This is a genomic window from Shewanella sp. ECSMB14102 (assembly GCF_000813075.1).
Lineage (GTDB): Bacteria > Pseudomonadota > Gammaproteobacteria > Enterobacterales > Shewanellaceae > Shewanella > Shewanella indica.
This window is the reverse complement of sequence record NZ_JWGX01000040.1, coordinates 39,547-53,707: the sequence shown is the minus strand read 5'-3', so window position 1 is coordinate 53,707 and position 14,161 is coordinate 39,547. Positions and strand designations below refer to the sequence as shown.

General features: G+C 51.2%; 11 protein-coding genes. 3 read left to right on the top strand and 8 right to left on the bottom strand.

Annotated features, from left to right (window positions below):
* The first annotated feature begins 71 nt into the window (after positions 1 to 71).
* Positions 72 to 1,811, top strand: a complete 1,740-nt coding sequence (locus RC73_RS13640; protein WP_039035161.1) for a hypothetical protein — start codon at positions 72 to 74, stop codon at positions 1,809 to 1,811.
* 119 nt (positions 1,812 to 1,930) lie between these two features.
* Here the strand turns inward: RC73_RS13640 and urdA are convergent, their stop codons facing one another.
* The 6 genes from urdA to RC73_RS13605 all read right to left on the bottom strand — a co-directional run bounded on the left by urdA (position 1,931) and on the right by RC73_RS13605 (position 8,096).
* Complete coding sequence (urdA, locus tag RC73_RS13635) at positions 1,931 to 3,685, bottom strand: urocanate reductase (RefSeq protein ID WP_039035160.1); 1,755 nt, start codon at positions 3,683 to 3,685, stop codon at positions 1,931 to 1,933.
* 42 nt (positions 3,686 to 3,727) lie between these two features.
* On the bottom strand, positions 3,728 to 4,492 hold the full coding sequence (locus tag RC73_RS13630) for an outer membrane protein OmpK (protein WP_039035159.1): 765 nt from the start codon (positions 4,490 to 4,492) through the stop codon (positions 3,728 to 3,730).
* Positions 4,493 to 4,759: 267 nt separating this feature from the next.
* Positions 4,760 to 5,971 carry a sensor histidine kinase gene (locus tag RC73_RS13625; protein ID WP_039035158.1) on the bottom strand — a complete coding sequence of 404 codons (1,212 nt, stop codon included), beginning with the start codon at positions 5,969 to 5,971 and terminating at the stop codon, positions 4,760 to 4,762.
* A gap of 2 nt (positions 5,972 to 5,973) precedes the next feature.
* A complete protein-coding gene (locus RC73_RS13620) occupies positions 5,974 to 6,636 on the bottom strand; it encodes a response regulator transcription factor (protein ID WP_039035157.1) in 663 nt (220 codons plus the stop codon).
* A gap of 1 nt (position 6,637) precedes the next feature.
* Complete coding sequence (locus tag RC73_RS13615; protein ID WP_039035156.1) at positions 6,638 to 7,378, bottom strand: helix-turn-helix transcriptional regulator; 741 nt, start codon at positions 7,376 to 7,378, stop codon at positions 6,638 to 6,640.
* A 373-nt stretch (positions 7,379 to 7,751) separates the two neighbouring features.
* Positions 7,752 to 8,096 carry a hypothetical protein gene (locus tag RC73_RS13605; protein ID WP_039035154.1) on the bottom strand — a complete coding sequence of 115 codons (345 nt, stop codon included), beginning with the start codon at positions 8,094 to 8,096 and terminating at the stop codon, positions 7,752 to 7,754.
* 363 nt (positions 8,097 to 8,459) lie between these two features.
* On the opposite strand from RC73_RS13605, the gene RC73_RS13600 reads away from it, so the two are divergent.
* Together RC73_RS13600 and RC73_RS13595 are read left to right on the top strand one after the other, a co-directional pair.
* Positions 8,460 to 10,274 carry a M14 family metallopeptidase gene (locus tag RC73_RS13600; protein WP_412514622.1) on the top strand — a complete coding sequence of 605 codons (1,815 nt, stop codon included), beginning with the start codon at positions 8,460 to 8,462 and terminating at the stop codon, positions 10,272 to 10,274.
* A gap of 32 nt (positions 10,275 to 10,306) precedes the next feature.
* Positions 10,307 to 10,723: a GFA family protein gene (locus RC73_RS13595; protein WP_039035152.1), complete on the top strand. Its 417-nt coding sequence runs from the start codon at positions 10,307 to 10,309 to the stop codon at positions 10,721 to 10,723.
* A gap of 75 nt (positions 10,724 to 10,798) precedes the next feature.
* Here the strand turns inward: RC73_RS13595 and RC73_RS13590 are convergent, their stop codons facing one another.
* On the bottom strand, positions 10,799 to 12,136 hold the full coding sequence (locus RC73_RS13590; RefSeq protein WP_039035151.1) for a coproporphyrinogen III oxidase family protein: 1,338 nt from the start codon (positions 12,134 to 12,136) through the stop codon (positions 10,799 to 10,801).
* Positions 12,137 to 12,393: 257 nt separating this feature from the next.
* Positions 12,394 to 13,980 (bottom strand): methyl-accepting chemotaxis protein, encoded by a 1,587-nt coding sequence (locus tag RC73_RS13585; RefSeq protein WP_039035192.1) that lies wholly within the window; start codon positions 13,978 to 13,980, stop codon positions 12,394 to 12,396.
* Positions 13,981 to 14,161: the final 181 nt, after the last annotated feature.

The following is a 14,161-nucleotide window of genomic DNA, read 5'->3' as shown; positions in this document are numbered from 1 at the left end:
TCGGGGGGTTGTGATCACCCCAAAGGCTAAGGAAAATGCACCTTCAAATTTAATTAATCACGGACGATCAAATGGTTAAACCAAAGTATCTCGCAGTACTTCTTAGCGCCACGCTGCTTTCCGCCTGCGGTAATTCCGACTCAGATGACAACCAACCACCTGTGACCAAGGATATCAGTGTTCTGGGACAGGTCAGTTATTTGGGGGCTGTAGCTGGTGCTGATGTTTGCGCCGATCTCAATCGTAACTTGTCTTGTGATGCCGATGAGCCCACAACAACAACCGACAGCGACGGCAAGTATCAGCTCGATTGGCGCAGCGATGAGCCTACTCCCGATTATTATCTGCTGGCCAGCTGGATAGCGCAGACCAGCGACAACCCCCCGGTCAAACAGCAGCACAATAAGCAGAGTGTCACTGCCCGAACCGCTGATGACGGCAGCCTGATGCTCTTTGCCCTGAACCAGCATACGGGCGCCATCAACCTGGTAACCCATTTGGAATTCAGTCGTTTCCAGCAGATGTTGCAGGCGGGCATTAGTGATGCCAAGCGCGATTCCCTGCTTAAGGAACTCAGGCAGTTATATTCTCTGCTGTTCGCCACTGAAGGCAAGACCCCCTACCAGATCCCAGCCGAGGTCACAGCAGCGCCGACCTTTGCCGAGGCCTTCTGGCTACTGCAACATATTCACGCTTTGACAGCAGCTCAGATAGAAAAGCTTCTCGGGGAAGGTAATCATGAGGCAATTCTGGCGGCCGAACAGACCCTGGCTATGACTCTGAATGAGCTGCGACACTTGATTGCTGCCAGTGGTCAGACAGCGGCGACATTCCTGGCAACAGATCCCCAAGAGGTGCGGAGCAAGGTAAACAACGCCATGGTGGTCCTGGGTTATCTGGAGCCTCAGGATGATAAAACCATGAACGACAATGACTGGGTGATAGTGCTCAATGGTTTGATGGAGGATGATGAGCAAGCTCATCTGCTGGATTTGGGGCTGAGTGGCGCACAGGAGTTTTTCTCCCTGCAATATGGTGACCCCTCAAAATTTTTGATCGGTAGTGTCAACCAAGGCAAGGTTTTGGCCCAGGATATTCCTCTGGGAGATGAAGTCGCTTCCGAGTGCTGGAATACCCAAATGGAGCGCTGGATAAATGCCGAACGCAAGGATCAAGGCTATCGCCCAAGCGCGCCGGTTATCGAAGGCAATCAACTGCACACCTTCTATGATGGTACTCAGGTGCCAATCACTATGCAGGTGGACAAGTACCAGACCGGCGATGAAGACTGGCAAAGCTTGTTGGCAGGCACCCCGGCTGTCCTGCAGTTAGCCAAGCTCGAATGGCCTGGGCAGGTTTACCGCATCTGGACAGCGCAGCAAGCCGATGTGATGTGTCGCAATGAAGAGTTTGTTTCCTGGGAGATGCCGGTTGCCAACGCCGAAGCTCTCGACTCCAGGGCCTTGATTACCCTCTTTTGGCCTATAGCAACAGAGGATGAAATTACCCTGGATGGCGAACAGCGTTTTACGCTTAACTTTGGCGATGCCCCTGAAAGCTACGAGTGGCAGCTAATCCAGAGCCCGAGTGGTGCGCCTTTGTTGCAGATCACTGAGCTGCTGGACAATCCTGAGTTGGCCGACAAGGTTTTACCCAGTGAATATTTGATCCAAGGTGGCCAACTCATTGAAGTGGATATCTACCGTGCCTTTGATTTCGATGCCGGCAGGCAGCAGTTACGACTCACCTACGAGCAAAGCTTCAGCGAGCCCTTGTATCAACATCTGAAGCAATTGGCACAGGCTAATTGAATACGGTGTGATGGAAGTGAATGTTTGTTGCTATCGCCTTCAATGAAGGAATCGCGATAAAAAAACGGCCCTTACGGGCCGTTTTGAGTTCTGGGGAGATAGATGAGTTGTTTGGCGGCTTAGTTGGCGGCAGCCTGCTGACCGGCGATACGGCCAAAGACAATGATGTCAGTATAGGCGTTGCCACCCAGGCGGTTGGTACCGTGAGTCAAACCTGTCACTTCACCGGCGGCAAACAGACCTGGGATTACCTTACCTTGTTCATTCAGCACGTGGGTCTTGGTATCTGTTACCAGACCACCCATGGTGTGGTGTACTGATGGCGTGGCTTTCAGGATCCAATATGGGCCCTTGCTCAAGTCCACCAGCCCGGCTCTGTGGTTGAAGGCTTCATCCTTACCGGTTTTCGCATAGTGGTTCACATCCTTGATGGTCTTCTTGAGGTTTTCCAGCGGAATGTTGAATACCTTGGCGGCTTCTTCAATGCTGTCTACTTCATACATCAGACCACGGCTGGTGAAGTCTTTGTATTCACCCTGGTGCATACCAATGGTACCGGCTACATCATCAATGTCCTTGTTCCACAGAACATAGGTGTAACGACCGGGTTGTTCCAGAATCGCATGGGAGATCACGTCGCGACGTTCCAGCTCTTCCACAAAGCGCTCACCGTTTTGGTTGACCAGAATCGCGCCAAAGAAACGGGAGTCGGCGATCAGGGCAATGGCTCCTGTCTCTGGGTTACAGATAGGGTAGGTTTGGATATAGCCCAGGTTACGGGTGTCGGCATGGATCTTCTCACCCATGACAATACCGTCACCTGTACCACCTGAAATACCTGTTGTACCGTAACGCTCATCCAGCTCTGGGTTGTATTGCTTGCGCATAGCCACGTTGGCAGAGAAACCACCGGTAGCGACAACAACACCGCGCTTGGCATGATAAGTGATCTTCTTGCCGTTCTTGGTCGCCTCAACACCGACCACACGGCCATTGTTGTCCATCAGCAGGCGGTCGGCGGTAGTGTTGGTGTGAATAGGCAGACCGACTTCTTCGGCTTTCTTGGCAAACTTGCCGATCACTTCGGCGCCCGTGTGGCCTTTGGGGATCAGGGCGCGCTTGACGCTGTGACCACCAAACTGGAACAACTGGTTGGGATAGAACTCAACCTTAACATAGTCACGCAGCCATTCGGCGGCATTGACGGCATTGTCCACCATCACCTTGACCATCTCAGGGTCACCCTTGAAGTCGCCCCCTTTGAGTGTGTCTTGGATAAACAGCTCTTTGGAGTCGGTAATCTCCATGTTTTTCTGTACCCAGCTACCGGCTACGTTCATTTCGGCGCCGGAGATCAGTGAGTTACCACCTATGATGGGCATTTTTTCAATGATAACGGCAGAAGCACCGGCTTCCATGGCCTCCAGACCGGCACTGAAACCGGCGCCGCCTGAACCTATCACGACTACGTCATAGGTGTATTCGGCTGGTGTCAAAGCTTCATTATGCTTGGCCGTGGCACTTGCGGCTACCAGGGTCACCCCGGCAGCTTCAATACTGGCGGCTACGGCTTTCTTGAGAGCATCTGAGGTCACGGTTGCACCGGAAACCCCGTCAACTTCTACAGAGTTGTTATCTATAATGGCTTGCTTTACATCTTTGAATGCGGCGGCGGCCAACACAGGGTTTTCTTTCTGCTTCAGCACGTCGATAGCCACAATACGGCCATCCTGAATGCTGGTTTCAACCTGGATCTCACCATGCTTGCCCTGGGCAGTCCCCTGACTCTTGATGATCTCATGGGTCACCTGACAGCCGGTAATCACCACGGCAGTGGATACGGCCACGCCCAAAACGGATTTGTTCAACTGCATATTCAGTTCCTGTCGATTAAAAAAGGGAGCTTGGCTCCATTGTTAAAACTGGTATCCGAAAGCCAACCCATACTCGATACCGTCGTTGTACTGTGCGCCCCAGCTATCGTACTGAGTCAGGTGCAACTTGCCGTAGAAGGCATCGGTAAAGTGGGTCTGCCACCCTAGAATGATCTGGTGCCCATAGCTGTCGTAACTAAACAGCTTTTGGTGCTCTTCGTCCCTGTCTATCTGCGCTTCGTAGTTGACGGATAAGTTGTGCTTCAATCCGGCAAAACTCAGCGGGTATTTGGCGTTGAGCACCAGGGCGTAACCTGAAATGTCATTGAAGTTCTCATCTGTTGGTGAGAAATGACCAAAGGTATAGTTGAAGCCAACCCCATAGTTCAGTGCCAAATTGCCAAACTTACTGTTGTGCGTAACCCCCAGATAAAGGTTGTCTTCGACCAGAGTCTCACTGGCAGAGATAAAGTTCTGGGCCCAAAAGTTAAAGCCGCTTTCACCCAGTTTGTGCTCTATGATTGCCAATGCCTTTAGAGTGGTTTTACCATCTTCATTCTTCTGGTTTTCTGCGACTTCCCCCGGATTCTCCAGCTTGATATTGGCGAAATAACTGCCCCAATCGGCCAAACCCAAATGATTTAACTTGAGAAAGGGTTGGTTAAAGACGCCAGGGTTATCATCTTCGGTATCACTGGTATAAAATTTATAACCAAGATCCAGGCTGGTTTTGGTCACATCGGCCTGCACATTGGCAGAAAATGCCATAGCCAGTGCCACCCCACTCAACAACCATTTTGAGTTCATAATATTTCCTCAGACAAATAAAATGCCAAGTAATTGAAAACTTTAAACACATGAATTAGACGAGGAAATAATAATTAATTGTTGCCAATAACTGCTGTGATCTTGGTCGATTACAATCCTTAAAAAAATAAACTCTGTGGTTTAAGGAAGTAGGTGATAAGAGAACATAAATTAAGTGAAAATTCCGTCAAATAAATAAAAAAGAGACAGCGAAAGCCATCTCTTTTTAAAATGGTAATAAAATATAAGCCTAACTCACATTTTCCTTTAATCTGTAATTTCTATCTCGGCAATAAACATTTGTGGAGTTCTATATTCCTTGAACTGCCAGCCCAGTTGTTTCGCCAGCCGTTTGACCAACATTAGTCCCAGACCAAAGCCTCCCAGACTATCCTGTAAGGTCGAGTTACTGACCCTGATATGTTTACCTCTCTGCTCCACTTTGACCTCACCTGTGCCATGTTCGAGTGCGTTGCGTAGCAGATTATTGAGCATGATGGACAGAGGCTCTTTCAGCACCTGAAGTTGGGTATCGTCACAGTCCAACTGAATCATGCCCTGCTTGCCCTGAGCATGTTCCTGCTCGGCGGCCAACTGTTGCAGCAATTCAGCCGGCATCAAAGGTTGTTTCTCCAGCTGAGTGCTGCTCTTGTTGGTGAGCCAAAGCAGAGTTTCTATGATGGATTTCATCTGCGCTGTCGCTTGGCTGGCGGCCAGTACTGGCCCGGTCAACTTGCCCTTTTGCAAGGTGAGCAGCTCAAAGGATGACTGGCAGATAGCCACAGGCGTGCGCAGTTCGTGGCTGGCAAAGCGCAGGAAGTTGAGCTCCCTCTGCTGCGCTTTTTGTAATTGCTGCAACGAAGTATTGAGCGCATCCACTATCGATTGCAGCTCGGCATAGCCTTGTTTGGGAAAACTGAAGCCATTCATGCTTTGCCAGTCGTGTTGCTTGATCGCCTGACTGATTTTGTGCACCGGAGTGATTACCTGTTTTTGCATGTGAAACGCCAGGCTGGCCACCACCCCGAAGGTCATCACTATCAGCAATAAAATGGCGGTCATGTTCTTGGGTGCAAAGACAAGATCATGGGTGGCATCATAATGTAGCCATAGATACAGCGGCTGGCCTGAAGCCGTGTAGTGGACACTTAAGGCATCGATATAGGGGCCATCGAGATGCTGGTAGCGGATGCCGGTTTCTGCAGTGGGAGGCTGAAAGTCATTGATGGCTTTTATCTTATCCGGTACCCGCTGCCAGTCGGCAAATACACTGATGTTGTCGGTATCCAGCTCGGTACTGCCTTGGGTAAATACCGCCTCGGCTGCCTGGCCTGCGTTATGCAAGGTGATTTCATGCATGGAAAACATGCCGGTGCACATCATGCAAAGGGGGATGATGCTATTGATGGCCAGAGTGACCGCCAGAAAAATAAGCCCATAAATTTGATAGCTGCGCTTGAGACTGAACTTGGGCATCATCTTCAGTCACTCCTCAGGCAGAGTCCTACCCCGCGAATAGTGTGGATTAACTGGCTGTCGAACGGCTTATCCACTACCCGTCGCAACAGATGCAAATGGCTGCGCAAGCTGTCGCTGTCCGGGGGAAAATCGGGCCAGAGCATACGTTCTATCTCTTCCCGCTCCACGGTTTCCGGGCTGCGGCGAGCCAGCAAAGCCAGTATCTGCCAGCCGGTGCGGCTTAGAGATAACTGCTGCCCTTGGCGATAAGCCTCGTGTTTACCAAAGTCCATTTCCAACTCACCCAATTGTAGTTTTGGCGGTGCTGGACGGCGCTGAGCCACTACCTTGATGCGGGCGACCAGCTCCTCCATGGCGAAGGGCTTAATAAGATAATCGTCGGCGCCGGCATCAAAGCCGCTCAATCTGTCATCCAGACCACTGCGGGCGGTGAGCATGATCACCGGCGTGGTCATACACTGGGCCTTCCAGCCCTGGCATGCTCGCACACCGTCCCCGTCAGGCAAGTTGAGATCCAGCACCACCACATCAAAATGCTGCTGTCTCAGCAGTTCATTGGCTTGAGCCAAGGTTTCGGCATAGTCACATTCAATACCCTTTATCGCCAGGTATTGAATGATATTGTTTGCCAACAGACGATTATCTTCGACCAGCAGTATTAACATGTCAGATCAACTCAAATTGATGGGCCAGATGGATTAGATTTGCCCTGTTGCTGGCACCCAGTTTTTTACGCATTGACTCCATATGGTATTCAACCCCACGGACACTAATGTGCAGTCGATCAGAGATCTCATGATTTTGCAGTCCGGTTGCCGCCATTCGCAGCACTTTTCTGGCGTTGGCCTTGAAGATCCGGCTTTGCAGAAACGGATTGAATCTCTGCCTGTCATGTTCAAACAATAGACTCTGAGCCAAGATCAGGGTCTGTTGCAAACGCTCAGGTTGCGGATCCGGATGACCTGAACCCAACAGCATAAAACGGCCAAACCAAGTCGGGTTGGCATAGCTGGGCACGGGGAAGCTCAGAACAGTGTCATAACCATGTTTGGCGAACAGGACTTTTACCGGGTCATCCTCTTGCCAGCGGTAACACCAGGCTTTGTTTGCGCATAAAGACTCGGCGAAATTATTGTCGCTGCGGGCATAGTGTTCCAGATAGTACTGTTGCAGGGTTGCTATCCGACAGGAGGACGCCAGTGACGCGATTGGCCTTCGTAGCCACACGGGGGCGAATAGGCCTTGATTTCCCGGGTGCTCCAAATACTCCCTGGCGTTGCTTGGCAGCCCTTGAAACCAAAACCCCTGGAATCCTTGCGCGGCAATCAAAGGACCGACGGTTTGCAGCACTTGCCTTAAACTGCTCTCTGCTTCTGTGAGTGCAGTCTTGTTCAATACTGTACTCATGCGATTACTCCTCAAGAACAAGAATCAAAGCCAAAATAACCCAGGCTATGAAGTGAACAAAGATAGTTGAAACAGATATATAGGCTAGGCTACAAAAATGTAACTCTATGTAAAGTCGTCGGTTATTTTGACGTTATTTTGACATCGATTGTTCTATGATGCCAAAACAAGCAGCAAGTTGGATATAGCGTACGCTTGACTTTAAAGCGACAGCTATGGCCTCAAAAGCGTTAAACATCTTCCCGTATCGGTTAAACGGCCGAGCAGCAGTCCGCATCAGTTCTCCACCACCAAGCTGGCTCATTATGTCAGAGTCCAAGGCATCTGACTCAGTGCCCGAAAACCCATTGAGCAAAGGCTATTCCCGGTTCTCTCAACATAGAGCCCCGGAGGTCAATCCTATCGGGGTTTGGTTTTCTTGGAACTTCATCAGGAATTGCGTTGAGGCCTCGACTCCGGGGTAAACAACCTGTTTGCGCAGCGCCTTTAATAGTTGCTCATTCTGGGGTGACAACTGCCTGTGGTTCACTTTCTTCTGCAGATCCAGCGCCTGGGCCACCTGCATCAGCTCAAAGCCATAGATACGTGCCACGCCATCCATTACCTTGCTGAGATTCTTACCGGCCTGGAAGCCGACGCAGAGCACACATGGGACTTGTTCGCACTTTCCCTTATTAATGTGAATGCCAAAAGCACCATTGATAATTAAAACGGCCATCACATTAAAATACTACTTTACCTATATAAGCTATTTGTCCAGCCGTTAATGATTACTGGTATAGATATAAAATTCTTTTTTAATTTTCTTAGTTAAGAAATTACAACACAGAAAATAACTTAAGAAGTGAGACTAGATATTTATTCAGACTGGACTGCAAATATGTAAATTACTGCCCTTGAATGCCATTTTTTGACATTACTTTGACGAAACAAAATTTAGGGAGGGGCAGTTTGCTTTCATTGCTATAACCACAAAATAAAGGGAGAGTCACTCCGGGTGACTTGCAGGGCTGAGTAAATTGGTTAAAGATAGAGCGCTTCAACAATAACAATATTCTGTATCCCGGAGCCTTTCATGCGCATGCTGTCCCTGCTCTGGCTCGCTGTCGCGACGTTCCCCGGCGCCGCACTTGCCGAACCAGCCACCCAAGCCAACACCTATATCAATGATGCCATTTTGCCGCCGCTCAAATCCTGGAGTGGTGCCAGCGAGGCCTTAATGCGTGCAGCCGACGACGGCTGGGCTACGCCTTTTGAGCAATCCGGCGGTATTGAAAGCCCAAGTTATCAGCAGACCTTTGCCTGGCTGGATAGGCTGATGACCCAAAGCAATAAGCTCAACAAGGTGAGCCTGGGCAAGAGCCCCCAGGGCCGTGATATCTGGATGATAGTGGCCAGCGCCGAAGGTGCCGCCACCCCGGCACAGCTGAGACGCAACCATAAGCCCAATATTCTGGTGCAAGCCGGGATCCACTCGGGTGAAATTGACGGCAAGGATGCCGGCATGATGTTATTGCGGGATATCATAGTCGGCGACAAGGCCGAGCTGTTGGAACAGGTCAACCTGCTGTTTGTACCTATTTTCAGTGTCGATGCGCACGAGCGCTCCAGCCAAAGCAACCGGGTTAATCAACGCGGCCCACTGAGCATGGGCTGGCGAACCACCAGCCAAAACATCAACCTCAATCGTGACTACGCCAAGGCCGACAGCATAGAGATGCAACACATGCTGACCGCCATCAACGACTGGCAGCCACAGCTGTATATCGATGTGCATGTCACCGACGGTATCGATTACCAATATGATGTGACCTTTGGTTACAACCTGTCTCAGGGGCTGAGCCCCGCCGGCTACAACTGGCTGCAACAGGAGTATCGCCCGGCGATAGAACAGGCGCTGACCCAGGCAGGTCATATCCCGGGACCTCTGGTCTTCGCCTTGGACAATACTGACTTGAGCAAGGGCATGTCACTGTGGAATGCTTCGGCCCGTTATTCCAACGGCTATGGCGATGCCAGACACCTACCGACCATATTGATTGAAAACCACAGCCTCAAGCCGTTTCGGCAACGGGTGCTGGGCACTTATGTAATGCTGGAGCAAACCCTCAAGACGGTGGGGGCCAAAGCGACCAAGCTGCGTGCGGCGATAGAGAAAGACAAGTACCGCTACCCACGGCTGGTGACCCTGACCTGGAAGTCACAAAAGCAGCAGCAGGGCTGGGATTTCAAAGGCATAGACTACCAATTGGAACAGAGCCCCATTTCGGGCAAACAAGTGGTGCGTTGGACCGGCGAGTCCAAGCTGTATCCCAACCTGCCGGTAATAGGTAATACAGAGGCGGATATCCGGGTCAGCCGCCCGGCCGCTTACTATATTCCGCCCCAGTGGCAAGAGGCGATTGCCAAGCTATCGCTGCACGGCATTCGCATGGCTCGCCTGGAACAACCTCAAACACTGAAGTTGCAACAATATCGCCTCAGCGACCCCCAGTTTGCCGCCAGTGACTATGAAGGCCGCCAGAGAGTCAGTGCCAAGGCCAAACTGGAAAAGGTTGAACTCACCTTGCCTGTCGGCACGGTCAAGATAAGCACTGAGCAGCCGCTCGGCGATCTGGCGATGATACTGCTGGAGCCGCAATCGCCCGACTCACTGCTGCAGTGGGGATTATTCAACACCATATTCACCCGCACCGAGTATATTGAGGACTATGCGGTTGAACCTCTGGCACAACAGATGCTGGCCAATTCCAAAGCGCTCCAGGCCGAATTTGACCAGGCGCTCAAAGACCCGGCATTTGCCGCCGATGCCAAGGCCAGGCTGCGTTGGTTTTACGAACGCAGCCCTTACTATGATAAGGCTTACCTGGCTTATCCCGTCTATCGCGCCAGATAGGCCCTGACAATAAGCAATCCCGGAGTCGAGCGATGAAACAGCAGGATCAGTTACAGGGAGGCTGCCTGTGCGGCGCCATACGTTATCGCCTCGAGGGGGAGCCGTTCGATGCCGACCACTGTTACTGCGGTCAATGTCGCAAGAGCACAGGGGCTGTGGTAGGCAGTTGGATGGACTTCAGGCTGGAGCAACTCACTTGGCAGGGGGAAGCCGTGCGGCAATACGCCTCCTCGGCCAAGATCCGCCGCGGCTTTTGCCCAAACTGCGGCACCAGCCTGAGTTATCGCAGTCTCGATCATCCCGAGTTTATCAGCTTGAGTATTGCTTCTTTGGATGACCCAGACAGAGTGGTGCCCAGATATCATATCTACTGCGCCGACAAACCCGCCTGGTTGGAGATTAGCGACGATTGCCCCCGTTATCCCGCTAATCGCAGTCAAGGCGACTAGCCGTCGGCAGAACCTTTATTGCACAATAAAAAAATCCGCTCTGTGGCGGATTTTTGTCATTGATTGCGCCTAAGATTACATATCACAAGGCTTCAGCGGTTTACGCAGCTGCGCCCGGACATTATCCATACCGGAATAGAACTCTTTCATCATCAGCAGGCCCATCATCTTGCCGTTGTCTGTAATGATCAGCTCATCCGGATTTTTAGGATCATTCTTGATAGCGCCAATCAACTTCATCGAGCTCATCTCTTTGAACAGGGCCGTGTCCAGATTAACGCCAAAAGTATCGCGGAAATACTTGCGCGACAGACGGCCAGAGAACATCCCTAGCAGGAAACGATACTGCATCACATCTTTCTTGCTGTACTGCTTTTGCTGCTCAACACCCATCTTGCCGCTGGCGATCCGCTCCTGATACTTGCGCAGCGAGAAAGTATTCACATGCAGGGTATCGTTGAGGAAACTGAATGAACCTGAGCCCACGCCCAAGTATTCGTCGTAGTCGATCACGTACTCGTCAAAGCCTTCATCGTTGGCCTTGCCAAAGGCCCAAGCCGACAACTGGTTGTACTGGCCATTAAGGGTATTGAGGATCATTCGGTACTGGTTGGCCATATCGGCCTGAGGTGCCGCCAGCTTCCCTTTGACGCTCTTGCGGGTCTGGTGGGTGATCATCAAGGGATAAGTGGTGATCTGGCGCGGATCCAGTCTGGAAGCCATATCCAAGTCATGTTGGATCACTTCGTCTGTCTGACCGCGGAAACCGAAGATCAGATCGACGTTGATAATCGGAAACAGCTCTTTGGCGGCCATGATCTTGTCGAATGTCTGCTGGCCGGTACCGAACTTTTCCAACCTGTCTGTCATCTTGAGGATGTCATCATTGAAGCTCTGCACCCCGATGGACATGCGGTCAACCAAGCCCTTGAGCTGCTTAAAGTCTGGGCTGTCCAGGTGTTGGGGATCCGATTCACAGGAGACTTCCTTGATGGAAGGGAACAGGGTCTTGGCATACTCGATAGTACGCGCCAGCTCATCTTCAAGCACTGTTGTAGTGCCGCCACCTATGTACATGGACTCGAAGTCGTAGCCCAACTGCTTGACCATATCCATCTCTTTACGCAGCGCCACAAAATAAGCGCGGGCCTTGTCTTCCTTGAACAGGAAACGATGGAAGGTACAGTAAGAGCAAAGCGTGTGGCAGAAAGGGATATGGGCATAGAGCATGTATTTCTTGCCCTCTACCGGTGCCGGCATCACATCCGCAGAAATAGTGTCCAGCCTCAGGTTCTTATCAACATAGTACTGCATCACCCGCTCCATAGCCCCCAGCATCCAGTTGGGTACTGTGATATTGGCTTGGTATGGGGTGACCAGTTGGCGATCGAGAGTTTGGATAATTGACGACATAAGGCTTCCTGTTAGTTTTGCTAATCCTTAGATACCACAATCAGTTAGATTATTTCCAAGGTACTGCCAGCTGTTTGTAGACTACCTCCTGTGGAGTAGTTAAAACGTGAACTGGCTAGAAGATAACAATACCTATCAGTATCGGAAGTGATGTTTTGTTAAGCAGATCATGTTTTAGCATTAACGGATGAAAAATCAACCTTTCGAGGGGTGTCTTTACATCAGGCAGCAAAAAGGGGTCCTTAGACCCCTTATATTCAGTTGAGCTTAAACTGTCTGACCACGCTGGAGAGCTGATCTTTGGCTGCTGCCAGTGCCGCAGTGCTGCCGAGTGTCGCCTTGCCGCTCTGATTTAGCTCCTCAACCATTTCGCGAATGACGCTGAGGTTGCGGGTAATCTCTTCAGAAACCGAACTTTGCTCTTCGGCGGCCGTAGCTATCTGAGTGCTGAGGCCATTGATATCGAACACATGCTCGGTCAGCCCCTGCAGACTTTCGGCCACCAGTGTTGTGGTATCGGCCGTTGCCTGACAGCTTTGGCGGGTACGATTCATGGCATTGACCGCCGAATCGGCGCCTTGACGCAGCTGCTCTAACATATTGTTGATCTCTGAAGTGCTGGCCTGGGTGCGTGCTGCCAATGCCCTGACTTCATCGGCCACTACGGCAAAGCCGCGCCCTTGTTCACCGGCACGGGCCGCTTCAATGGCCGCATTCAGTGCCAACAGGTTGGTTTGCTCGGCAATCTCGCCTATTACGTCCAGTACGCCGGCAATTCTGCGGGTGCTCTCATCCATCTCGGCTATGGTCTGGGAGGCACAGTCGACTTCGCTGACCAGCGCCATCACATTGTTGGAAGCCTGTTCGACCGCCTGACGGGATTCATTTCCTTGAGCTCTGGCCTTATCGGTCAACTGCGCTGCTGAAGCAGCATCGTTGGCAACCCCTTGGGCGGTAGCACTCATCTCTTCAACTGCGGTGACGACCTGGTCGGTTTCCAAGGCGTGGGCCTGCAATGCGGCCGAGTTGGACTCAGACTGCACATTGAGCTCACCGACCTGTTGCGCCATATGTTCAGAAGCTTGGGCAATGTCGCGGATCATGACTTGTAATCTGTCGCTGAGCTGGTCCAGATCGGCTGCGAGGGTGCAGAGTTCATTCTTGCCCTGGATCCCTATCTTGTGGGTCAGATCCCCTACAGCCAGCTTGGCGACAGATTGCTGGATCCGGCTGACAATAGCCACCAGATGGCGGCTCATTAAGAGTGCCATCAGCAGGGAGGTCACTATGGCAAACAGGATAAGTCCGAGCAAAATGGCTTCGGTATTATCTACCTCGGAAACCGTCATTTCGCCTAATTCCTGGTTACGCTTGGTTATCTGCGCCACCAGTTGATTGATCTCGGCACTTACCTCAGGGCCCAGATCTCGCCTTACCGGCGTCAGGACCGGCTCTGTGCCGGTTCGCTCAGCCAATGCTAATTCATCGAAATAGAGGCGGGCGTATTTGTCGATCCCGGGTTTGAGAACGGCGATTCGCGCGCCGGCATCGCTCATAAAGGCAGTGTCGAATTGGCTCAGGCGGGCTATCAGGTTATGCACCTTATCCTGATGCATGCGTACTCCTTGAGTGTTGTGCACTAAGGAAGCCAATCGCAGTTGATAGAACTCCTCGCGGATCCCGGCGAAAGTTTCGGTCAGGCTGTTGTTGTTCACCAGACGTTCGCTGGCGTCATTGAGTTGGAAAAATGCACGATAAGCAAAGATGCCGATCACTATCAGTAGCACACTGGACAGCAAAGACGGCAGCATGGATAGCATGCTGGTTCGAGTATTATTGATCATGATGGTATCTGATTGAGTGAAGGGAAATTGTGTAAGTTTGTTACGTTTGTAGAAGTATTTTACATGCGGGTGATTAAATAAGCAATTTACCACAAACAGCCTTGCCGCCATCAAGTGGTTATCTTTAAAGTATTTTGTTCTATTTTTGGATGTATGTTTTGCGTTAAAGAGGGATGTTGGT